Genomic DNA, 23,405 nt, shown 5'->3' on the forward strand with positions numbered 1-23,405 from the left:
GTGTAGTGCCATTCTTTTATGTTTTGCTTGGGCTGCTTTACTTAGTCAGTTACACCTTCAATAAAGGCATTAAGCTTTGCAATACGATGACTCATGCCTTCAATCAGCTTGTCTTTAATTTTTTCTCGGATCACATTGGGCAAGCGCGTAAGAGCATCAGGAGTAATAGCTAATATAATGCTGTCTTTTACCGCTTGTGCACTGGTGCTGCGCTCTCGGTTTGTGATAAATGCGCCTTCACCTAAGAACTCTCCGGGTCCGACTTTGCCTAAGTCATGAGCGGCATCTTGTTTAAAAATCAAAAATTCGCCGCTTAATACAATATAAAGACGATTGTCTTTTTCAAAGCGTTTAAAGGCGTGGCGCTGCTGTGGTACCAGATATAGATGGCTAAAAGACTCCAAGAGCACCTGACGCTCTGCCAAGGTAAATTCTTTAAAAAAGGCTAAGCGATTAATAATCTCTAGCTGTTTTATCAGTGGGACATTTTCAAGTAACTTCATGCAAATGATTTATCATCTAAACTTAATCTTGAATATTGCGTTCTTTTAGCTTTCGCGTCAACGTGTTGCGTCCCCAACCTATCTTTAATGCAGCATCTTGCTTGTGACCATGGCATGCATGCAGTGCTGATTTTATTAAACGCGTCTCCAATTGTGCCTGTATATCTGGCCAAATATGATCTTTGCCTTTACGCAGTTCCGTATCAAGCCAAGATTGAAAAGCATCAAGCCAATGGGCTTGCTCAGCGGCTTCGAGTTGCTGTGGTTGCGCTAGTTCCTCTGGTAAGTCAGCAGCAGTAACAAGCTCACCAGGGGCCATTACTGTTAGCCAACGACAGGTATTTTCAAGCTGGCGAACATTACCAGGCCAATGATACGCCTGCATTTTTTGTAAGGCTTGTGTGGAGATAATTTTAGGATCAGCTTTTAGCTCTTTGGCACTTTTTGCTAAAAAATGGTCGCATAGTGCTGCAATGTCCTCAGGTCTTTCCCTAAGTGCCGGTAGCTTGAGACGTACAACGTTAAGGCGGTGAAACAAATCTTCACGGAATTTGCCCTGTTTTACCAGTGCTTCTAGGTTTTGGTGTGTGGCAGCTACAATTCGAACATCGACTTTAACACTGTTGTGGCCTCCGACGCGATAAAACTCGCCATCAGCAAGGACTCGCAATAATCGAGTTTGCACATCCAATGGCATATCACCAATTTCGTCAAGGAACAAAGTACCGCCATCTGCTTGTTCAAAACGTCCTCTACGCATGCTATCGGCCCCAGTGAAAGCCCCTTTTTCATGACCGAAAAGCTCAGACTCAACAAGATCTTTTGGTATAGCAGCCATATTGAGCGCAATAAACGCAGCATCTTTGCGCGGACTATGATTATGCAGTGCACCTGCTACTAACTCTTTACCTGATCCGGACTCACCGTTGATGAGTACACTCATACTCGATGCTGAGAGTTTTCCAATGGCGCGAAACACCTCTTGCATGGCCGGTGCTTCGCCTATGATATCCGGGCTAGTCGCTTTGCTATTTGTGCGTTTGTGTTTTTTAGTCTGTTGACTGGCACGAAATGCTCGTTGCACCAGTGACACTGCTTCGTTTAAGTCAAAAGGTTTGGCAAGATATTCGAAAGCGCCTTTTTTGAACGCATTGACAGCGGAGTCTAAATCAGAATGCGCTGTCATAATGATGACAGGCAAAGTTGGGTGTAGACTCGCTATCTTGTCTAATAAGGCCATACCATCAATGCCTGGCATACGTACATCTGAAATCAGCACTGCGGGTTGCTCATATTCAAGCGCAGTTAACACGTCCTGAGCACTGGCGAAGCTTTCGGTTTCAAACTCTGCTCGCTTTAATGCTTTTTCTAAAACAAATCTAATTGAAGCGTCATCATCGACTAACCACACTGATTTCATTGCACGGTTCCTGTTTCGGTGTTGTCAAAGGGAAGGTAGATACTAAATTCAGTGTGTCCCGGCCAACTATCGCATTCGATAAACCCTTGGTGTTGCTCCACCAGCGTTTGTGCAATAGACAGCCCAAGCCCTGAGCCACCTTCTTTGTTCGTTATCATCGGGAAAAATAACGTTTCTTTTACCTCTTCTGCGATACCCGGACCATTATCGCTGATCCGCACAAGTAGCGCTTTTTTAAGCAGCCGCTCGCCATGATGCAGACGATGCTTAATACGCGTTGTGATGGTAATAGTGCCATCATGTTGTAGTGCTTGTTGAGCATTACGAAGCATATTGAGTAGCACCTGCTGGATTTTCGCCTGATCTATCACTATGGCTGGGATACTGGGATCATAATCCTTCACTAATTTGATCTCTGCATCGCGCTCCAAGGTAGTGAGCTTAATTACCGACTCTAGTGCTTGGTGTATATTACACGGCGCTTTTTGTGGTAATTGGTTTGGCCCAAGTAACTTGTCTACAAGTTCTCTGAGCCTGTCAGCTTGCTCAATGATAAGTGCTGCGCATTCTTCCCGTTCTTGCTGATCTGTTTCATACTGCAATAATTGCGCCGCACCTCTAATGCCACCAAGAGGGTTTTTTATCTCATGTGCTAAACCACGGATCAAATTTCTTGCTGCTTGAAACTGGTGCATCTGATTCGATGCTTGATCATAGCGCAGGGCGTCATCAACACGGCGGCACTCTAGTAATATATATGCTTGATCTGACTGCAATATCCGCCTTGCATGAAGGCTTAATGTTGCGACCCGGTTATCGACAAACACCACGTCAACCCTGTGCTGCTGGCAATCAACACCATCTTGGAGTACATATTTGGAGAGCCTTGGTAGGTCAATATGATGGTGGTTAAAGATATTATCAATGGCCAATCCAGTGAGGCGCTTAGTACTTAACCCTAACAGCTCACTGCTGCTGTAATTCGCAAAGCAAATAGTAAGGTTATGGTCGAGCACTAAAATTGCAGTCGAAAGAGATTGCCACACTTTTTCTAAGTCAATTGAATTGTTTTGATCCATTTGTGTTCACCGTGCACCAAGTTGGTGCAATGAGAATAGCACAGTGTGTTACACATGTACGAAAATTATTATCCTGCCCAATACATTCATCGTTTTGAGCTTGCTCTTACTTATCCATTAATAAATCATGCCAACTTGATAAGGCGCTAATCCGTAATTGCTTACTTAACACCAGCTAGTTTGGATGCAATGAGTTTGCCTACCCAAAGGGGTGGTAAGCAACACACGTAGAAGGGGTTATTTTTGGAGGATCAGTTATTTACTGTGTTGCGATGTAAATAGAACTTATGCTCATTACTTTGGGCGACAACTTGACCTTTTTGATTGAAGACTTTTAGTACTAGCGCATGTTCACCACGATGTATATTGCGCAGCGAAAACTGAGCATTGGACTGTTTTGGTCCAGTTGCCTCACCATTTAGATAAAGCTGTACACTTAACCCCTGAGTAAACCTAGGTTCCACAGAGCCTGTGACATATACGCTACCGCTGTTGTCACGAATGGTTTGTTCATTTTCAGGGGAGGTTATCTTAGCTTGATAAGTAATGGTTGGTGTAGTATCAGATTGTGATGCTAAAACTTTTGTATCGATGCTTGGCATGGTTAATATGTTCGAGTGTAGTTTGACCTCTTTAGAGCCAGGTTTCGGTATATCAGAATAAACCCAATGCCCGTTTTTATCTTTCCAGCGATAGATTTTAGGGTTGGACTCGGCAGTAGCATCAATGCTTATTATGGTTAGCATCATGCTAACCGAACAAAAAATACCCCACTGACGCACCACAACTCTCCAAACTACATAACTCATCATACTTTAGTATAGAGTACTTTGAATTGCGAGTTTAGGCTTATACTAATTAGCCTGAATACTTGCTCAATTTGAAGGAGTAAACCTGACGCTAACCGCGTTAAAACTTCTTCTTTAGAACAACTAAATAGCGAAATTATTGGTTAGTTATCGACAAGATTTTCTCGCTTCAACATAGACCACTTAATTAAGCTAATTGGTATAATATGCTGAGTTTTTGCTTATCAAATGCGCTTTCGGCCGAATTTTATAGCGGTGAATAAAAAAGCCCGCATAAGCGGGCTTGAGAACACATATGATTAAGAGTGCCAGAAACACATAATGCGTTTAGGCTCTACAAGCTCAATATCTGCGCATTGAGCCAAGTAGCAGGTTTACTACAGAGCTTATACGCTGTAGTACATTTCGAACTCAACAGGGTGAGTTGTCATGTTTAATTTTTCAACTTCTTTTGACTTAAGCGTGATGTAAGCATCAATTAAGTCGTCAGTGAATACGCCACCTTGAGTTAAGAACTCGCGGTCAGCATCTAGCGCAGCAAGTGCTTCATCAAGTGAAGAAGCAACGGTAGGGATCTCAGCTGCTTCTTCTGCTGGCAAGTCATATAGATCTTTATCCATTGCATCACCAGGGTGGATCTTATTCTTGATACCATCTAGGCCAGCCATTAACATTGCAGAGAAAGCAAGGTATGGGTTTGCAGTTGGATCTGGGAAGCGTACCTCAATACGACGCGCTTTTTCTGATGGCACCACTGGAATACGGATTGATGCAGAGCGGTTACGTGCAGAGTATGCAAGCATTACTGGCGCTTCAAATCCTGGTACTAAACGCTTGTATGAGTTAGTTGATGCGTTAGCAAAGGCGTTTATTGCTTTAGCGTGCTTGATGATACCGCCGATGTAATAAAGTGCATCTTCAGATAGACCGCCGTATTTATCGCCAGCAAAAATGTTTTTACMATCTTTCGCTAATGATTGGTGGCAGTGCATCCCTGAACCGTTATCGCCAACAATAGGTTTAGGCATAAACGTTGCTGTTTTGCCGTATAGATGTGCCATGTTGTGAATAACATACTTCATTTCTTGGATTTCATCTGCTTTTAGCACCATAGTGTTAAAGCGAGTTGCAATCTCATTTTGGCCAGCGGTTGCCACTTCATGGTGGTGCGCTTCAACTACCTGACCCATTTCTTCTAACACGAGGCAAGTAGCGCTACGCCAGTCTTGCGAAGAGTCAACAGGTGCAACTGGGAAGTAGCCGCCCTTAACACCTGGGCGATGACCTGTGTTGCCACCTTCGTAATCTTTGTCCGAGTTCCAACATGCTTCTTCTGCATCGATTTTATACATTGAACCAGACATGTCTGTTTTAAACTTAACATCGTCAAATAAGAAAAATTCTGGCTCTGGGCCGAATAAAACCGTATCTGCGATACCCGTTGAGCGCATGTATTCTTCAGCGCGCTTTGATACTGAGCGAGGGTCGCGTTCGTAGCCTTGATGTGTATTTGGCTCAACCACGTCACAACGTACAATAAGGGTTGTTTCTTCTGCGAATGGGTCTAGCTTTGCGCTTTGTGCATCAGGCATAAGCACCATGTCAGATTCGTTGATGCCTTTCCAACCAGCAATAGATGAGCCGTCAAACATCTTGCCGTCTTCAAAGAAATCTTCATCGGCTTGATGGTGTGGGATAGATACGTGTTGTTCTTTACCTTTTGTATCAGTAAAACGTAAATCAACAAATTTTACGTCGTGCTCTTTAATAAAATCTAAAACCGATTGTGACATGTGTCCTCCGACTCGTTGGGTTATTTTGCTGCAATGTACTGCAATTGAACACAGATAAGCTTGATCTGTGCCAAAGTTTTATCAGTATGATAAGTAAAGGCTTTTTAAGTATTTCATGACGTGTTAATTGTTGTGTTGCACCAATTTGGTGCTCTGTTGCTACACGGTGGTGCGCAAGTGTAGTGCTGTTCGTTCCATGCCTTTATTACTTTTACCTATAATTGAATGTGGGTGCTAGCTTTCGCTGTGAGTAACGACCTATTCTGTAGTTATCGCCGTTCTCTATCAATTCGCTTTGTAGCACGCTGCTAATTTCGAATTCAGATTAGTTGAAGAACCTCTGTTAGGCAAAATGATTGGGCTGATATTTTGATAAAAAGTGCAACATGCGACTTCATTACTACTGGTCTCAAGGAGTAACGAGATCAGTGTGAAATCGCTATATCCTACTATGTCTCTGATCTATAAGGCGGCTTTAGGGGCCTTAGCGCGTTTAGCATTTGGATAGGGTGGGCAGCGCTTAATTAGCGTGTCTGCTGCGCAGCCCTACATAGATGTGGGGGAAGGTGACTTTGCATGAGCATCAAGTCTTTATCATCTGACTCACATAAAATAACTATGCTACGCAAGCTCTGCCTTGCATTGATACCAAGTAAACTGATGCGACAATAATACCAATTTGACTTAATACTTGCTCAATTTGAAGGAGTCAATCTGGCGCTAACAGCGTTAAAAACTTCTTATTTAGAACAACTAAATAACAAAATTTTTGCTTTGCTTACACGGAGGTAGGTACCTTGGCGATAGCAGGACGCGGTAGCGGGGTTATCGACAAGATTTTCTCACCTCAACATAGACCACTTAATTAAGAAAATTGGTATTACCCAGCACGCATGCCCGTGTTGAGATACTTTTGATTTCCGAATACTTTTAAAACGCATCAACCAGTGTAGGGTGAGCTGTTTGCGCTTGTGGAGCCAGTATTTTTCCATCTAACAGATGTAGCTTGCGTGTTGCCATATCTGCATACCTGGGATCGTGCGTCACCATGCACAGTGTTGTGCCTTCCAAGTTTAGTGTTTTAAGCATATCCATTACCGCATCCCCATTTTTAGAATCGAGGTTACCTGTCGGCTCATCCACAAGCAGTAAAGCAGGGTTACCTACCAAGGCTCTGGCAATCGCTATCCGCTGTTGTTGTCCACCAGATAATTGATTAGGGCGGTGCTTTGTACGATGTGCCATATCGACTTTTGTTAGGCAGCTCATTACTGCCTGGTCAATGTCCGAGTTACTCATTGGGTTTTGACGGTAGCGTAATGGTAGCGCAATATTGTCATACACAGAGAGTTCGTCGATTAGATTAAAAGACTGAAATATAAATCCAATTTTTTCATTTCTGATATGTGCGGCAGCGGTCAAGCTAAGTTGGCTGACTTCTGTACCTTCAATAACATAACTCCCTGTGCTGGGCATATCGAGTAACCCGAGGATGGAGAGTAGAGTGGACTTACCGCAGCCAGATGGGCCACAAATTGAAACAAAATCACCTTTGTAAATCTCGAGGTTGATTCCACGTAGAGCGTGTGTCTCCATTTCTTCAGTGCTAAATACTTTGGTAATATCTGACATCTTTAAAATCGTTTCTTTCATAACTTTGTCCTAATATTGAGGATGACTTACTGCATGATCCGTACTTGTTTTGCATTTTTATAGGTGCTGGTATCGGATAATATAATTTGTTGATTGGGCGAGATGCCGCTTTCAATTTGCAAGAACTTTCCGGCATCAATACCAAAAGAAACTAACTGAGGCACCGCAATATCCTGCTCTAACACAAACAATGTTTGCTGACTATGAGATTGGGTATTACTGGGGCGTTCCACGTATAAAACGTTTTTGAGTTGATGTGTGTTGATCTGTGCATCAACATTAAGTTCAGGCCTTGCTGAATCAGGCACGCCATTGACAAAGGTGAGCTCAACTTCAATCGTTCCCTCTTGGACTTGAGGGCTGATGCGAGTCACTTTTGCTTGTACTTGTTCACGGCGAGTATTGACCACTGCTGATTGACCAACTTGGATTTGCTCTGCTTTGGATTGTGATACTCGAACTAAAGCTTGGAGATCCTTACTGCTCCCGACTTGTGCCAGCTCTTGACCTGCAACTACGCTTTGACCTAGCTCAACGGCTAAACGCTGTAAAACGCCTTCTGTGCCAGCCCGTACGGTTAGTTTTGCTTCCCGCTCTGCTAATCGAGCAAGGATCGAGTGTGCTTGATTGATAAGCTCTTGTGATATGGTTAAATCTTCAGAATGTACCAACTTTAGCTGTGCTATTCTTTGCTCTTGAAGTTTTACCCGCTCGGCAAGCTGCTCCTCCTCAAGTTCTGCCGTCTTGACCTCAATTGCTGGCACTACACCTTGATCTCTTAATGTTTGCTGGGCTTCACGGCGCATAACAAGTGATTGGTGCTGACTGGTTAGTTCAGCTAATGTAGCCATTTCCATCAGTAGCTCACGCTGATTGGCCAGCTTTTGTCGGCGAAAGTTGGCTTGTTGACGATTAAGCTCCATTTCTGCACTTTCCAGCTGTTGCGTGAGATCTGGATCTTGCATCTTTAGAATAATGGTATCGGGCTTAACAGCTCCACCTGGGCGAACAAGTATTTCATATACGGTTGCTGGGTCTTGTGTGGTGATGAGTTTTTGTTTATTTGAGCGCAGGACCCCATAACCATCAACACTGACATTTAAGTCACCTTGTTTTACTTGCCCCACAATGATCGCCTGTCTTTGCAATTTAAAATCATCTGAGGTTGAAAATAGCTCAAGGCTAAGCCAAGCGAATAGGAGCACCATCGACACACCGATGATAAGCCTCACTTTTTGCAAAGGCCTTACTTGCTTTTGCTTTACTACATCCATCATAAGTTACCTTGATTGGTTCGATTAACTTACTTTGAGCAAGCCATATGCCAAATTTTAAACCATTGATCTAGTTGTTGTTTTCTATTCTTGTGATGGAGTGGAGTCCGATTATGGACGCTGTGTTATAAAAACTGGACTGTAAGATAAGCATTAATTTATCAAAACAGGAAAGCTCAGCTGGCAAATAGCTCCCGTTTTATCTTGTCGGTTGGTTAGGTTGACTGTGCCCGACATTTGCTCAACAAAGTAGCGACTGATATACAAACCTATCCCTTCTCCTGCTTGTTTTGTTGAGTAAAAAGGCACAAAGAGGTTATCGCTGTTTGCCACCCCGTTTCCTTCATCAATGACTTCAAAATACGCCATATTATCTTTGGTATATATTTTCAGTGTAATGGTGGCGTGAGCAGAGCTTGCCTCTATCGCATTTTTTACAATATTTATTAAAACTTGATTGATAAGCGTTGGATCAACATGAAAATAGGCTGGAGATAACTCAACTTGCCATTGCACTTCTGGGAAAAAGCTTTGAATCGACTGACTCAGCTCTAAGCCTGATATTCGCCGAAGGTCGACTTTGATTGGTTGATTTAATTGGCTGTATTTGTGGATGAAATCCTGTAAGTGAAAACATCGTTCAAGTACGATATTAAATGCCTCATTATCTCTGGGGTCTTTGGCTCGAGTCTGTAAACGCTCAAGTATTGCTGAGACAGGAGTGAGGGAGTTGCGTATTTCATGACTAATGACACGTATTAATCGCTGCCAAGCTTGTAACTCTTGATCGCGCAACGCTTGATGAATATCAATGCAAGCAACGAGATGGTAAGAGGAATTTTGTCGGGTAAACGTACTGTGTCTCACTTGCCATCGCTTATTCCGCTCAGGGTCGATGAAATGCCAATTAGGTTCAGGTGTTAGCCCGATTGCTTCTGGTGGGCTGTATCTTAGTGTTTGCCACGGTTTTTGGAACAGTTCTACGCATTCGTCATTACCAAAGCATAGTTGCATACGTTGGTCGAAAATAAAGATGGGAGTGTTTAACACGCTGATTAACTCTGCAACTAAAAAGGACTGTACATCTTCATCTGTTTTTTCACTTTGAAGCATTTCAGAAACACCATTTAGTTGCTGGTGCAGATGCGCAACCACCCCTGTTGAGAATGTCGGTTTAGCTCTGAGGCTAAAGTCGCGCTTTAGCCATGCCTCTGCTTGGTAGCTACATCGCTCAAATGAGTGTTTGCAGCGCATGTAGAGTTGTCTGAATAGTACACCCTGCATAATCAAAAAGCTGGTGATAATTAGCGCGGTTGATGTAGACAAAGCCGTCGGCAAGTTTATGTCTAAGTGCCAACTGAGTGCAGCAACCCCGAAAACTTCAACGGCTACCAACAATATAAACTTAACAATAAAGTAGCCCGCTAGAGGTTCTTTAATTATGGCCATACTTTTCAAGACGACGGTAGAGCGCTTGCTTAGTAATACCCAATAACTCAGCGGCTTGCTGCTTGTTTCCAGAGGTATTTGCTAGCGCTTGTGTGATTAATTGCTGCTCAGCTTGCTCCAACGTAATAAGAGGCAAGGGGGCGGTTGCACTGCTGCTTAGCGATAAGGAAGATGATGCACTTAGTTGTAGTTGTTCAGTGCTGATCTCTCCTGTACGGCTCAATAAAACGGCACGCTCTAATAAATGACTCAATTCCCTAGTATTACCTGGCCAATCATACTGTTTTAGTTGTGCTATCGCCATAGGTGTAAGTGAGCATTCACTTTTGCCATATCGATTACCATGTGATTTGATAAAATGTCGAGCGAGTAACTCAATGTCTTCTAGGCGTGAGCGTAAAGGCGGGATCTCGATAGTAAAGGTGTTGATGCGGTAAAACAAATCTTGACGAAACTCTGCTTTGGCGATTTGTTGCTCCAATTTGGCATTAGTCGCACTAATTAGTCTGACATCGGCTATTTCGGTTTTACTTGAACCCACAGCTTCATATTCTCGAGATTCAAGGACGCGAAGTAGTTTACTCTGCTGATTAATGGGAAGTGTGCCAATTTCATCTAAGAATAAGGTGCCGAGGTTAGCCAGTTTAAATCGTCCGGCACGATCCGATTTAGCATCGGTAAACGCGCCTTTGGTATGACCGAATAGTTCACTTTCAAACAGCTGATCGGGAATGGTAGCCATATTTACCGAGATAAATGGTTGCATCGCTCGCGTTGAGTGCTGGTGGATCCACTGCGCTATCAGGCTTTTGCCAACACCGTTTTCTCCAGTAAGGAGAATATTTGCATCGGTTGGTGCCATGATCTCCAGTTGCTCCATCAGTTGCTGCATCGCATTGCTCTGCCAAAGCACGGTACTTTTCTCTCCAGCCAGCGCATGTTGTAATGCCTGATTTTTATTACTCAGTTCACTGAGTTGGAGCTGGTGGCGAATGACTTGCTCAAAGCGTTGGTTCTTCCATGGTTTTTCTAGGAAGTCCGCAGCACCAAGCTGCATTGCTTGTACAACTAACTGGGTATGTGACCATGCCGTCATTGCGACCACGGGGATGGTGTTGCCCAGCTGCTGTTGTTGACGTAAAAACCTAAGCCCTTCTTGTCCAGAAGTGGAATCTAGCTCAAAGTTCATATCGAGCAAAATCAGACTAGGCTGGCGTTGCTCGAGGAAAGTGAGTGCCTGAACCGGATTTTCGACTTCTTCTACAGCTAAGCCTAAATCTTCCAGTACAAATCTTGCTGCTAATCGGACTTCTCTGTTGTCTTCGACTAGTAATATTAGAGGCTTGGCACTCACAGTAAACTTCCTTGATGGTAAAAAATGTTATTATTCTCCGCGCAGTGCGTGCAGTGCTGGGCGGGCAATAATGTCTCTGGCAGAGGCTAGGGTCACACCAGTAACTAAGGTTATCACAGCTGCCAACGATACTAGCCAGTGCACAATACTACTGGCTGTATTAGGTACAAGCGTATCCTGAAGTGCTGAAATACTCAATAAAATACATGCAGATGCACAGACCGCGATAAGTAGGGGTCGCAAGTTATCCTTTAATATTAAAATCAATACGGTGATTGGTGTTGCGCCTATGGACATTCTCACCCCCAGCTCGAAACGGCGTAATGCAATGTTATATTTGCAGACACCATAGATCCCGATTGCAGCTAGGACTAAGGCAATGACAGACAATACCAATGTAAAGATACTAGCGACACGATCTCGCTGTAAATGTGTTGCAAGTAGTGTTGTTGTCGACTGAAAATTATAGACTCGCATCTGTGGGTGAATATCGACCAAAAGCTGGTTTATTTCTGCTTTGCTGATACCTGTATTGGCCTTAGTTTCAATCATGATAAAAGGGTAGCCAGTTGGTATTGCGGGAATAAAAATTCTAGCAATATTTGGCTGATTAGGTAGATAAATATCATCGACTACGCCAATAACTTCAACACTGTTTTGACTGTTACGTGAATATAATTTGGCACCGAGCACTTGTCCTCTTTCTCTAAGCTGCCTTGCCAGATACTGATTGATAATAACGACGGACTCGTTGTTAATGGCTTCTTCCATCGTGAAGGCTCTACCATCAATGAGCTTGGTTCCGAAAGCGTTAAAGTAAGATGTCGTACCAGCCGTGCTTTGAAATTCAAATGAGTTTTTCTTGATCCCTGGCTCAAATTGCATCTGACGACTAGAAAAGCCAGGAACCCAATAAGAAATGGGAGGGTAGCCGCCGATCCCTGCATGCTCGACTTGTGGTAATGCCCGCAGGGAGTCTAATGCTGAGAGTAATAGCTGCCGGCGTTCCTCAAGCGTCATTTGTTGCAGTAATGTGCCAAGATTCAGTGCCACTTGGTAGGTATTCTGTTCTTTTATACCCGTTTCACGCTGTAAATGCTGCCAGCTTGTTTGAAATACACCAAGGCAAACGGTAAGCAAAGAGAGGCAAATAAGCAGTTGAAAAGAGATGAGTAAGTTACGGGTGGTAGCAGAGATTTGTACACCAGTCCCTTTACCACTGCTTTGTAATTGGCGAATAATGTTCTGATAATTAAGCTGACGGCTGACAATCCAAGCGAGCATCAAGCACAAAGCGGCGCTCGTCATTAAAGCAAATACCACGGTATGCAGTTCAAGTTGTAGTGTTTGCAAACGCGCAAGAGGCCCCGCCATGCCAGATTTTAGTAACCAGATAATAGCGGTTGCGACTACAAGGGAAATCGCGGCCGCGCAGGTAAACAAGAGCCCTAACTCTGTTACTATGTGATGAAACAAGTGGCTTGGTCTTGCACCTAAAGCAGCTTGAACAGCAAAGTTTTTTTGTTGCTCCACAGCTCGCGATAGTACTAAGTTACAGATATTACTTAGTGCAATTAACAACAGTACAATGCTGCCAAGTAACATCATCAAGCTGACCTGTGAGGCATCGCCGACAATACGAGTTTTGAACGGGATCAATTCCAGTTTTACTCTACTATTTGCGAAATCTTGCATGCCTCTGGTTTGCTGATGTAGCTGCTCATTAAACCAGTTTTCCAGAGACAGCTGTGCTGTTTGAGAGTCTGCTGACTTATGTAATTTTAGGATCTGGTAGGTTTGAATGTTGTTACGTTGCCACTGAGGAGCCGGTGAATCGTTGTAGTCATAGGTTAGCCAAACATCAGTATGCCAATTTGGTGTTGAAAGCACTGGTTCGTCAAATTGTGAGGCCGTTACACCAATAATTTTGAAACTGACGCCTTTAAAAACCACCGTTTTTTCTAAAACATCAGGGTTACCAGCGAAATATTGCTGCCACACAGAATATGAAATCATTGCAACCGGTTGCTGACTATCTAGACCTTCATCGCTGGAAAAGTAGCGACCGAGTGCCATCGGTGCATCAAGTAACTGCATGTATTCAGGGGTGATGGCACCGATATTAAATGTAGGACTACTTGGTAAGCTTTGCTCCACATCAATACTAATGTTTTGTAGTGCTATGCTTTCAATCTCGGGGAATTGGGGTTGTTTCTCATAAGACGTTAAGCTTCCAGCGTGCGGAATAAAGTTGCTTTGTTTTATTTCATTATTGTCATCGACTAGCGCGCCGCGTAACAACATCAACCGCTCCGCATCTGGATAAGGGAGTGGTGCTGCGAGTAATTGATAATTGAGGTTGTATGTCGACACCAAAGCACCTAGTGCGAGCCCAAGTGTCAGAATAATAGTGACTGTATAACTGATATGACGTTTGAGCCGTTGCCAAGCCATGTTTATTGAATGTGTTACCATATTTGCTCCAAGTACAGTGAGGTGTCACGATGGTTTATTATTAATATTTCACCTTGATTGGTACTTTAGCAACGTATGTGCCAAACGCTATTGCCATGATATTAATAGGCTTTATTGTATTTTTGCAAGGGCTAAGTCCAGAATCGGACGAGCAAAGTATTGTAATCGGACTCGACCTAGTCGCGTTTTACTGCCCTCTTTACCAGAGAAATTCATGCTAGATTATTGAAAAAAATGTTGGATAAACTTTCATCTGTCACATTAATAGTAGATAATACGCGACCTTTAATTCTCAATCGGGCAATCTCAACGCGCATTTTTGCGTAGATCGACTAGGATCACTGAGGGCCAACTTCACTGAGTAATAATATGAGCATCGAAAAGTTAAGAAATATCGCGATTATCGCGCACGTAGACCACGGTAAAACAACGCTTGTAGACAAGCTACTTGAGCAATCAGGTACACTACAGCAGCGCGGTGGTAATGAAGAGCGAGTGATGGACTCAAACGATCTTGAAAGAGAACGTGGTATCACCATCCTTGCAAAAAATACCGCAATCAAGTGGAACGACTACCGTATCAATATCGTAGATACTCCGGGACACGCCGACTTCGGTGGTGAAGTAGAACGTGTTCTTTCGATGGCTGACTCAGTATTACTACTAGTTGATGCACAAGAAGGTCCGATGCCACAAACGCGTTTCGTAACACAAAAGGCGTTTGCTCAGGGTCTTAAGCCTATTGTCGTAATCAACAAAATTGACAAGCCGGGCGCTCGTCCTGATTGGGTAATGGACCAAGTTTTTGACCTATTCGACAACTTAGGTGCAACTGACGAACAGCTAGACTTTAAAGTGATTTACGCATCAGCAATCAACGGCTGGGCAACACTTGATCTAGATGAGCCGTCTGACAACATGGAACCAATGTTCCAAGCTATCGTAGATGAAGTTGAAGCGCCTAACGCGGATCCTGAAGGTCCGTTCCAGATGCAAATTTCTCAGCTTGATTACAACTCATACGTAGGTGTTATCGGTGTTGGCCGCATCAAGCGTGGTTCAGTTAAGCCTAACCAACAGGTGACTATCGTCGGTGCTGATGGTAAAACACGTAACGGTAAAGTAGGTCAAGTACTTGGTTACTTAGGTCTTGACCGTCATGAGGTTGAGCAAGCAACTGCAGGTGATATCATCGCAATCACAGGTCTTGGCGAACTGAAAATTTCTGACACTATCTGTTGCCAGAACAATGTTGAAGCATTGCCTCCGTTATCTGTTGATGAACCAACAGTAACAATGACTTTCTCTGTAAACACGTCTCCATTCTCAGGTCAAGAAGGTAAATACGTCACCTCACGTAATATCCTTGAGCGTCTAGAAGCTGAGCTTGTTCACAACGTTGCACTACGTGTTGAAGAAACCGATAACCCAGATAGCTTCCGTGTATCTGGTCGTGGTGAACTTCACTTGGGTATTCTGATTGAGAATATGCGTCGTGAAGGCTACGAGATTGCAGTATCTCGTCCAGAAGTAATCCTACGTGAAGTTGATGGTCAGCTAGAAGAGCCGTACGAAACAGTAACCATTGACTGTCAAGAAGAGCACCAAGGTTCTATCATGGAGCAGCTTGGTCTTCGTAAAGCAGAAATGACTGACATGTCTCCAGATGGCAAAGGTCGTGTGCGTATGGACTTCATGATGCCTGCACGTGGTCTAATTGGTTTCCAAACAGAATTTATGACGTTAACGTCTGGTTCTGGTTTGATGTACCATACGTTCTCGCATTACGGTCCACACAAAGGCGGTAACATTGGTCAGCGCAAGAATGGTGTACTAATCGCGAATGCACCAGGTAAAGCGCTAACAAACGCACTATTTAACCTACAAGAACGTGGTCGTCTATTTATCGGTCACGGTGTTGAGGTTTACGAAGGTATGATCATCGGTATTCATAGCCGTGACAACGACCTAACGGTAAATGCACTTAAAGGTAAGCAGTTAACTAACGTACGTGCAGCAGGTACTGACGAAGCACAAAACCTTGTGCCACCTATCGTGATGTCGCTAGAACAAGCGCTTGAGTTCATTGATGATGATGAGCTAGTAGAAGTAACGCCTGAAAGCATCCGTATTCGTAAGAAATTACTGACTGAAAGCGAGCGTAAACGCGCTAGCCGCCAAGCTAAGTAATCATTAATCTGAGCTCAGATTATAAAGTACAAAACGCCGCGAATAGCGGCGTTTTTGTGTGTAACTATATAGTGTTAAAACAAACCGTACTCTTCGGTTTCTTCTGGCTCATAATGTTGTAAATGTTCTGGTCGGAAAATAGCACTAGGGTCAATCAACACGCTGTGGCGTTCACCCATTTTTACTAATCCTTTCATTAATTTCTTCGTTTGTGCATCGATCTCGAAGCCAATACTGGTCATTTCATGAAGTGACTTGATATCGCTTTCTTCACAGTGCACGTTATCTTCGACTTTGTCGACAAGCAAGCCAATATGGGGGCTTTGGCCATCCTGGGTCGTGAATACAATAATAGGCTTATGATCTAGCATAATTTGGTCGCGGGCAGACTCAAAGAGTCGCATGAGTTTATTGAATGTCGTTCTTTTCTCTCGCGCTAACATGTCTAATGCTTCTTGCTTGTTGCCTTTGGCACAAAGGGTGAGGAGTTTATCGGCTAACGCATGTAACTGTTCATGTGGGATCTCAAAGCGTTTTAGTAACGCTTTGAGATCATCATTGTCAGTTTTAAAACTATAAAACCATTGTCCAAAAGCGCACTGTTTTGGATCTTTCGCTTTTAAAAAAGGGGCATCATTAAAAATACTTGCTTCTAGAGCGTGTAGCCATTCTTTATGGTCTTCTTCTCGCTTTTTAAGCATGTCTACAAGTTCTTGGTTAGTATCATAAGAAGAACGTTTGTTGAGGATGATCCCTAAGTCGAATATGGGAGTGGGTATTCCCATATAATCTTTAACACCAAGAAAGCTCGGGTTGTCGTTAGGTAAGTCTGTTAAGTTTTCTTCGTAACGCTCAGTTAATAAAATATCGAGGATTTGCAGTGATATTGTTTTTTTTCCGACCCGAAAGTTAATTAAATCCATGTCAGCCTCGCCTATAGTCAATCTCTCCTAAGGATAGAACATTATTAGAAAAATGAGCGGTAAACTGGCAATTTCTTTTGTCCAGGTTGCAACATAAATACATCACGAATAAGTTGGTTATTTTCTAACTGATCTTGTAACGCATTCAGTAGGCAGGTACTTTGCAGCGGCAACTGACAAGCTTGAATAGCGCTGGTGAGTAAATAGGCGTTGAGAAACCCTTCAAACACCTGTTCATTTAAGGGCAGGTTAGTTTGATTAATGGTCTGTCGGAAGTGATCACACAGTTGTGCTTTGCAAATCACAGGATCAGGGACAACTTCGGTGACGAGTACCTTAGGCTGTCCTTTGAGGCGGGCAAATAGCTCGTTAGAAGAAGCAAAAGAAACCGTTGCATAGTGTGCTTCTAACCCTGAAAGTTTTGCTTGATTAATAAACTTGGCTAAAGGCTGATAGGTACCAACCATGGCAAACGCCTCTATTTTATGGCGCTTAGCTCGTTTCAGTGCTTTATCTATATCGTCACTATTACGCCTAAAGCGTGTAATAACAACAGGCCGCATGCCATGTTCTGACAAGGCTTTGGTCAGGCCTTTTTCAACCGTTAAGCCAAATTCATCTGCTTGAATAAGTAAAGCAATACGTTTGAATTTTAGCTCATCGACAAAGTAGTGAATGATATCTTGGGTTTCTTTATTGTAGCTGGCGCGTAGGTTGAATACATCGAAGGTAGTAGGGTTTTGTAAAAACTCAGCGCCTGTGTACGGCATTAATAAAGGGATGTGGGAGTGCTCTAGTATGGGCTTAATTGCATAAGAGGTGGGGGTGCCCATTACTCCAAATAACGCATCTACTTTGTGCTCATAAATAAGCTTGCGTGCATTGATGACGGTTTTATGCGGTTCATAACCATCGTCTAAGGCTTCGAGCGTCACAGGCAACGCGTCAGCCGGTTTATGCTGATTATAGTGATCCAAGTGTAACTCTGCACCGGCTTTTAACTGCTGACCAATCTCCTGGGCTGGCCCTGAAAGTGCCGTCGACATTCCCATTTTGACCGCTTGTTTGGCAGATAACGGAAGGCTCGAGCTCAGAATCATGACTGCCAACAGCAGCAGTTTAATGCCGGAAATATTCATATACTTGCTGTAAGGCCTCTCTTAATTTAATAACTAATGCTTTTTTACCAGAAAGTCCTAGCATTTGCTGTACGACTTGGGTTGCATGCTGCTGTAATACTAGCCGAATAATTAATTCTGAGGAAATATTAGTTAAGCTTTTAACTAATTTTGGTTGTAGTGTGACAAGTTGCCATAAAAAGGGGCATATTTGTTGTTCATTAGGTGTACTTTGTGAAAGAAAGTGCAGGTAGCTCAGTTGCTCACTACTTACTTGCTGTGATTGTAGTGTCGCCAAGACCGCTGTGACGGTACTAGTATCAAGATGTTGATAAGTCGTACGTAACTGGTAGACAAACCCTTGCTTAAATAACGCTTGATAAGAAGCCGATATTGGCGCCTTTCTGGGCTTTAGAGCAATCAAGGCATATTCACCGCTGGCTTTATCTTGTTTAAAACCGATTTTTAAAGGTTGGTATCCTTGTTGATGCCAAAATGTCAGCAACTCGGTGGTGAGGCCAAAACTGGTACCAACTGCGCTGATATGCCTAGGCAACGAGTTCTCAACAGCGCTTAATAGTTGGCTGCCAATCCCGCGACGCTGCATATCTGGGTGTACTGCAATACGGATAATGCGAGCATGATGAGCGCTAACAAAGTGGCGATCGCCGTAGGTGGTGGCGAGCTGTTGTGACATCAGGTGCCCAGCTGGCCTGCGCTTACCATTGATAATATCCTGCGCCAATGGATCAGGCATTCCGCCTTCTAATACCGCGAGACAAATTGCTACCAACTGATCATCGCAAAAAGTGCCGTACAGGTACAGATCTGGTGCATCTAACAGTTGTCTCAAATCATCAACACTGGTTTGATAATGCGCCAATACTAACAAAGAAAACACCTGTTCAAGCAATGTGTTATTCGTAGCCAATTCGGCTTGTGTAATGGCGCGCATTGAGTACTGATAAGAGGAGGTGGGCGGTTTGATTTTACACTCTAATGCGAATAACCGCCGAATTTGTTGCTCTAATGGATCATTGGACGCATAACGAATAGGTGATGTTAGAGTGAAATCAAGATGTTTTGGATAGTGGGTGGCAAGGTGGCGTTTAAACCTTAAGGTATAGCCCCGGCCATTTCCTTCATAACCTACTAAGGTACTCGAAAATACACAACGAAAGCCAAGCTGCGCAACTTGAATTAAAAAAGGCACTGGCAGTGTGGCTGCTTCGTCTATTAACAAAATCGTATTGCTATCCAGAGAGGGCGCTTGCTGTAGTAACGCATCTGGTGCTAGATAACTTAGATTGGCGAGTGTTTTGCTATTGTGCTTGACGGGCTGATTGAGTGTATTCGCACGCATCGCAAAACAACTGTGCAAAGCATGGAAATGACGGCTGCAAATAACAAATGGTTGTTCAGGCAGCTTTGCTGCTAGCAACCCTAAAAGCGCACTCTTACCGCGTCCGCGATCGGCACTGAGCAAGATAGGAGTATGGTTATTTATTAGTGCACTAGTGATACGGGATAATACGTGTTGCTGCGCTTCGATACCGCACGTCGTCGGGCCCGATGGGTGGTAATTTTTGGGCAGCGAGCTTTCGTGTTTTTCGCTAATTTGCCAAGCTGGTTGGCGCTGCCATAGTTGCCGCCATCGGTTTAAAAAGTAGCTGTGTGTTGGCGTATACCCTTCTGAGCTCCAGCGTTGAATTGCTGAGTCTATCCAGTGATCCAGCTCGCTCAACTCAGGAAGTAGTAGCACAAACAAACCGCCCGCTTTTACGGTACCGGCAGCTGCTGCGATTTTGTTGGGGAGAATCCCACTAAAGCCATCGTAAATTAGGTGGTCAAACTCTTGTCCAAGTATTTGATGTAAGTGATCCGGCCATATTGCTTGGCTAAGTAATTGGTTATTACTGAGCACCAAACAGTCACTTGATTGCGTAAGCAGCTGTTCAGATTGTTGGTAACACCAAGCTTGGCGACCAGTGACGAGCAACAGCTGCCGATGGCGGGCATCAGCAAGCTGTTTGAGTAAGGTTGGGAGGTTAGAGTGCTTGTAATCTAGCATAGGCTGTCACTAACCACTTGCTACCCACGTCATCAAAATTGACTTGAATACGTGATTGCGCTCCTGCGCCTTCGTAATTCAATACGGTGCCTGCACCAAACTTCGCATGAAGTACACGTTGTCCAAGGTTGAAGCCACTTTCTTCAAAAGTTGCATGACTGATTGAAGGGCTGAACCTCCCCGTATTTGCAGGGCGAGAGATTTGCGTTTTAATTCGGATCTCTTCCATACAGTCTTCAGGGATTTCTCGGAGGAAACGTGATGGGCTGTGGTGCTTTTCTTGACCATATAAACGCCGACTTTCTGCATGGCTAATGTAAAGCTTATCCATGGCGCGTGTCATACCAACGTAGCAGAGGCGGCGCTCTTCTTCTAGTCGACCGGACTCTTCATTACTTTGCTGTGATGGAAACATGCCTTCCTCCACACCAACCATAAATACTAAGGGGAATTCTAGACCTTTAGCTGAGTGTAGCGTCATCATTTGCACAGCATCTTCGTGCTCGTCTGCTTGGCCTTCACCAGCTTCTAATGAGGTATAGGCTAAGAAGCCCTGTAGCGGTGAAGTGAAGTCTTCATCAATAGGCAGTTCATACTGACCACAGGCGCTGATGAGTTCTTCCAAGTTTTCCACTCGTGCGCGGCCTTTTTCGCCTTTTTCTGCTTGATACATGGCCATCAAACCTGACTGTTCAATCGCTGTCTGTGCTTGCTGCGCAAGTTCCAGTTCAGTGATTTTGTCGTCTAGTTGTTCGATTAGGTCGATAAACTTAGTGACTGCGGTGGCGGCTCGCCCTGCCAAATGTTTTTGCGCCAGCACTGCTTTTGCTGCATCCCAAAGTGACAAGGATTCATGACGTGCACAGTCGCGAATATGACTTAGGGTTTTATCACCAATCCCCCGTGCTGGAGTATTAATAACGCGCTCAAAGGCGGCATCATCGTTACGGTTACTGATAATGCGTAAGTAAGAAAGCGCATCTTTTATTTCTTGGCGTTCGAAAAAGCGCATACCACCGTAGATCCGGTACTTTAGCCCTTCTTGCAGTAGTGCTTCTTCTAATACCCGTGATTGTGCGTTATTTCTATACAGCACCGCGCTGTCGCTCAGCGCATTACCAGCTTGCAGCCATGACTTGATTTTACCCACAACAAATCTTGCTTCATCAAGCTCATTGAAAGCCGCGTAAATTGAAATGGGTTCACCTTGATTACCGTCCGTCCATAGGCTTTTTCCCATACGCTCTGCATTATTTTCAATTAGCGCATTTGATGCTTTTAGAATCGTCGCGGTAGAGCGGTAATTTTGCTCAAGGCGAATGGTCTGTGCGTTAAAGTCATCTAGGAATCGTTTGATGTTTTCAACTTTTGCACCGCGCCAACCATATATACTTTGGTCATCATCGCCTACGATCATGATGTTGTTTTCGCTTCCAGCAAGCAGGCGTAACCATAAGTATTGAATACTGTTGGTATCTTGGAATTCGTCTACCAGCATGTGGCGAAATCGCTGTTGATAATGACGCAATAAAGTCGGTTGTTGCTGTAACAGTTCATAACAGCGGAGTAAGATCTCAGCAAAATCAACCAAGCCGGCTCTGTCGCAAGCATCTTGATAAGCGCTGTAAACTTTTAACATCAGTTGTTCATTGACATCATATGCTTGAATATCTTTTGGCCTTAACCCTTCATCTTTTCGAGCACTGATATACCAGCTTAACTGTTTAGGTGGCCATTTTTTCTCATCGATATTCATAGCTTTGAGCAAGCGACGGATCATCCGCTGTTGATCATCGCTGTCTAAGATTTGAAACGACTCAGGCAGTTTTGCTTCACGATGATGGGCGCGTAACATTCGGTGAGCAAGGCCGTGGAAGGTACCAATCCACATACCACCAACAGGAGCACTTATCGTTGCCTCGACGCGCGCACGCATTTCTTTGGCAGCCTTGTTGGTAAAAGTTACCGCGAAAATACTAAACGGCGAGGCATGTTCAACTTGCATAAGCCAAGCAATGCGGTGAACAAGTACTCGTGTTTTACCTGACCCCGCGCCCGCGAGCACTAACATGTTTTGCAGAGGAGCTGCGACTGCATCGCGCTGTTTGTCGTTGAGGCCGTCGAGTAGTTCTGATACGTCCATTGCTTTGCCTATTTGCTCAAATGATGGCAAGTATACCGAGTCACTGGGTTAAATCCCAGCATCTCGCTAAGTAAAGCAAGGCTTAGAAAAGCAACGCTATGATTTATAAGAAAAATAAAACTGTTTTTTTATACAGTGTTTATTTGTTTTCTAACACGTCTTTCAGGCGGCTCTGCACTTCGGTCACCAACAAGTCGGGCTGAAATTTTGACAAGAAGGCATTACATCCAACTTTTTCGACCATGGCATTATTGAAACTGCCGCTCAGTGAGGTATTAAGGATGACGTAAAGGTCCTTTAGGCGACTATCGTTACGGATCTCATAAGTCAGGCGATACCCGTCCATAACGGGCATCTCGGCATCGGTGATAACTGCTAAGAGTTCTTTTTGTACATCAATGCCTTCATCGGCCCAGTGTTTTAGTACATTCAGCGCCTCTTGGCCATCAGTCGCTGGGATTATCTCGATTCCCAGCTGCGCTAGTGTATCGGCCACTTGTCTGCGTGCAGTAGGAGAGTCGTCCGCATGTAAAATCTTGCGACCATGAAATTCATTGATAATGGCTTTATCAAGAATACCTTGTGGGATCTCGACGGTGTACTCAACAATTTCAGCCAATACCTTCTCTACATCAATGATTTCAACAATATGCTCTACACCATTGCGTTGTATTTTAGTCAATGCAGTAAGGTAGTGGTTACGACCAACGGACTTGGGGGTTGGCATAATGTCTGACCAAGTGGTGTTAATTATCTGGTCGACTTTTCCAACTAAAAAGGCCTGAACAGAGCGGTTGTATTCGGTGATGACTAGGTTGCAGTCTTTATCTCGTTCGCATGACGGCATGCAGATAGCTTGGCGCAGATCAATAACCGGGATCGACTCTCCACGGATATTGGTTACACCACATACTTTAGGATGGGCATTAGGTATCTTATTTAGATGAGGGAGTTTAACGACTTCTTTTACTTTAAAGACGTTAAGCGCAAAAAAATGGCGACTATGAAGATGAAACAATAGTAGTTCAAGGCGGTTTTCACCCACCAGTTGCGTGCGTTGATCTACTGAGGCCAATACACCAGCCATGTTAACCCCTCATTACTTCTTGTAACCTTTTCTAAGACTATATCAAAGAAGTCGATATGTCGTG

16 protein-coding genes are annotated in these 23,405 nt (G+C 43.9%); 1 reads left to right on the forward strand and 15 read right to left on the reverse strand.

The window, feature by feature from the left end:
* Nucleotides 1-41: 41 nt before the first annotated feature.
* The 10 genes from EAG18_RS05250 to EAG18_RS05300 form a co-directional block, all read right to left on the reverse strand.
* Nucleotides 42-503 (reverse strand): cyclic nucleotide-binding domain-containing protein, encoded by a 462-nt coding sequence (locus EAG18_RS05250; RefSeq protein WP_125251350.1) that lies wholly within the window; start codon nucleotides 501-503, stop codon nucleotides 42-44.
* 22 nt (nucleotides 504-525) lie between these two features.
* Nucleotides 526-1,923: a nitrogen regulation protein NR(I) gene (ntrC, locus tag EAG18_RS05255; RefSeq protein ID WP_125251351.1), complete on the reverse strand. Its 1,398-nt coding sequence runs from the start codon at nucleotides 1,921-1,923 to the stop codon at nucleotides 526-528.
* Nucleotides 1,920-3,002, reverse strand: a complete 1,083-nt coding sequence (glnL, locus tag EAG18_RS05260) for a nitrogen regulation protein NR(II) (protein ID WP_125251352.1) — start codon at nucleotides 3,000-3,002, stop codon at nucleotides 1,920-1,922. The genes ntrC and glnL overlap by 4 nt, the downstream gene beginning before the upstream one ends.
* A gap of 251 nt (nucleotides 3,003-3,253) precedes the next feature.
* The gene (locus EAG18_RS05265; RefSeq protein WP_275557234.1) at nucleotides 3,254-3,784 is read right to left on the reverse strand and encodes a DUF4124 domain-containing protein; all 531 of its coding nucleotides are present in this window, start codon (nucleotides 3,782-3,784) and stop codon (nucleotides 3,254-3,256) included.
* Between the two features lie 413 nt (nucleotides 3,785-4,197).
* Nucleotides 4,198-5,604: a glutamate--ammonia ligase gene (gene glnA, locus EAG18_RS05270; protein WP_125251353.1), complete on the reverse strand. Its 1,407-nt coding sequence runs from the start codon at nucleotides 5,602-5,604 to the stop codon at nucleotides 4,198-4,200.
* Between the two features lie 930 nt (nucleotides 5,605-6,534).
* Nucleotides 6,535-7,257, reverse strand: a complete 723-nt coding sequence (locus EAG18_RS05280) for an ABC transporter ATP-binding protein (RefSeq protein WP_125251354.1) — start codon at nucleotides 7,255-7,257, stop codon at nucleotides 6,535-6,537.
* A gap of 26 nt (nucleotides 7,258-7,283) precedes the next feature.
* Nucleotides 7,284-8,534, reverse strand: coding sequence for an HlyD family efflux transporter periplasmic adaptor subunit (locus tag EAG18_RS05285; RefSeq protein WP_275557235.1), 1,251 nt, complete (start codon nucleotides 8,532-8,534; stop codon nucleotides 7,284-7,286).
* Nucleotides 8,535-8,684: 150 nt separating this feature from the next.
* A complete protein-coding gene (locus tag EAG18_RS05290) occupies nucleotides 8,685-9,980 on the reverse strand; it encodes a HAMP domain-containing sensor histidine kinase (RefSeq protein WP_125251355.1) in 1,296 nt (431 codons plus the stop codon).
* Nucleotides 9,967-11,334 (reverse strand): sigma-54 dependent transcriptional regulator, encoded by a 1,368-nt coding sequence (locus EAG18_RS05295; protein WP_125251356.1) that lies wholly within the window; start codon nucleotides 11,332-11,334, stop codon nucleotides 9,967-9,969. The genes EAG18_RS05290 and EAG18_RS05295 overlap by 14 nt, the downstream gene beginning before the upstream one ends.
* A gap of 30 nt (nucleotides 11,335-11,364) precedes the next feature.
* Nucleotides 11,365-13,809: an ABC transporter permease gene (locus EAG18_RS05300; protein WP_125251357.1), complete on the reverse strand. Its 2,445-nt coding sequence runs from the start codon at nucleotides 13,807-13,809 to the stop codon at nucleotides 11,365-11,367.
* A 369-nt stretch (nucleotides 13,810-14,178) separates the two neighbouring features.
* On the opposite strand from EAG18_RS05300, the gene typA reads away from it, so the two are divergent.
* Nucleotides 14,179-15,999, forward strand: a complete 1,821-nt coding sequence (gene typA / locus EAG18_RS05305) for a translational GTPase TypA (RefSeq protein ID WP_125251358.1) — start codon at nucleotides 14,179-14,181, stop codon at nucleotides 15,997-15,999.
* A gap of 74 nt (nucleotides 16,000-16,073) precedes the next feature.
* On the opposite strand, the gene EAG18_RS05310 is transcribed toward typA, so the two are convergent.
* The 5 genes from EAG18_RS05310 to EAG18_RS05330 form a co-directional block, all read right to left on the reverse strand.
* Nucleotides 16,074-16,922 (reverse strand): CZB domain-containing protein, encoded by an 849-nt coding sequence (locus tag EAG18_RS05310; protein ID WP_125251359.1) that lies wholly within the window; start codon nucleotides 16,920-16,922, stop codon nucleotides 16,074-16,076.
* Between the two features lie 44 nt (nucleotides 16,923-16,966).
* Nucleotides 16,967-18,061: an ABC transporter substrate-binding protein gene (locus EAG18_RS05315; protein ID WP_125251360.1), complete on the reverse strand. Its 1,095-nt coding sequence runs from the start codon at nucleotides 18,059-18,061 to the stop codon at nucleotides 16,967-16,969.
* A complete protein-coding gene (locus EAG18_RS05320) occupies nucleotides 18,042-20,111 on the reverse strand; it encodes a GNAT family N-acetyltransferase (protein ID WP_125251361.1) in 2,070 nt (689 codons plus the stop codon). Before EAG18_RS05320 ends, EAG18_RS05315 begins: the two co-directional genes overlap by 20 nt.
* Nucleotides 20,089-22,254 (reverse strand): DNA helicase II, encoded by a 2,166-nt coding sequence (uvrD, locus tag EAG18_RS05325; RefSeq protein ID WP_125251362.1) that lies wholly within the window; start codon nucleotides 22,252-22,254, stop codon nucleotides 20,089-20,091. The genes EAG18_RS05320 and uvrD overlap by 23 nt, the downstream gene beginning before the upstream one ends.
* A 139-nt stretch (nucleotides 22,255-22,393) precedes the next feature.
* Entirely contained in the window at nucleotides 22,394-23,341 is a 948-nt protein-coding gene (locus tag EAG18_RS05330) for a chemotaxis protein CheV (RefSeq protein WP_125251363.1), read from the reverse strand.
* Between the last annotated feature and the right edge of the window lie 64 nt (nucleotides 23,342-23,405).

This window comes from Pseudoalteromonas sp. J010, assembly GCF_003934235.1.
In the GTDB taxonomy this organism is placed as follows: Bacteria; Pseudomonadota; Gammaproteobacteria; order Enterobacterales; family Alteromonadaceae; genus Pseudoalteromonas; species Pseudoalteromonas peptidolytica.

Excerpts from the sequence above, each read along its gene's own strand:
- EAG18_RS05285 (WP_275557235.1), bottom strand. The coding sequence starts at position 8,534 with ATGATGGATGTAGTAAAGCAAAAGCAAGTAAGGCCTTTGCAAAAAGTG.
- EAG18_RS05320 (WP_125251361.1), bottom strand. The coding sequence starts at position 20,111 with ATGCTAGATTACAAGCACTCTAACCTCCCAACCTTACTCAAACAGCTT.
- typA (WP_125251358.1), top strand. The coding sequence starts at position 14,179 with ATGAGCATCGAAAAGTTAAGAAATATCGCGATTATCGCGCACGTAGAC.
- EAG18_RS05250 (WP_125251350.1), bottom strand. The coding sequence starts at position 503 with ATGAAGTTACTTGAAAATGTCCCACTGATAAAACAGCTAGAGATTATT.
- EAG18_RS05290 (WP_125251355.1), bottom strand. The coding sequence starts at position 9,980 with ATGGCCATAATTAAAGAACCTCTAGCGGGCTACTTTATTGTTAAGTTT.
- EAG18_RS05280 (WP_125251354.1), bottom strand. The coding sequence starts at position 7,257 with ATGAAAGAAACGATTTTAAAGATGTCAGATATTACCAAAGTATTTAGC.
- ntrC (WP_125251351.1), bottom strand. The coding sequence starts at position 1,923 with ATGAAATCAGTGTGGTTAGTCGATGATGACGCTTCAATTAGATTTGTT.
- EAG18_RS05330 (WP_125251363.1), bottom strand. The coding sequence starts at position 23,341 with ATGGCTGGTGTATTGGCCTCAGTAGATCAACGCACGCAACTGGTGGGT.
- EAG18_RS05315 (WP_125251360.1), bottom strand. The coding sequence starts at position 18,061 with ATGAATATTTCCGGCATTAAACTGCTGCTGTTGGCAGTCATGATTCTG.
- glnL (WP_125251352.1), bottom strand. The coding sequence starts at position 3,002 with ATGGATCAAAACAATTCAATTGACTTAGAAAAAGTGTGGCAATCTCTT.
- EAG18_RS05300 (WP_125251357.1), bottom strand. The coding sequence starts at position 13,809 with ATGGTAACACATTCAATAAACATGGCTTGGCAACGGCTCAAACGTCAT.
- EAG18_RS05310 (WP_125251359.1), bottom strand. The coding sequence starts at position 16,922 with ATGGATTTAATTAACTTTCGGGTCGGAAAAAAAACAATATCACTGCAA.
- uvrD (WP_125251362.1), bottom strand. The coding sequence starts at position 22,254 with ATGGACGTATCAGAACTACTCGACGGCCTCAACGACAAACAGCGCGAT.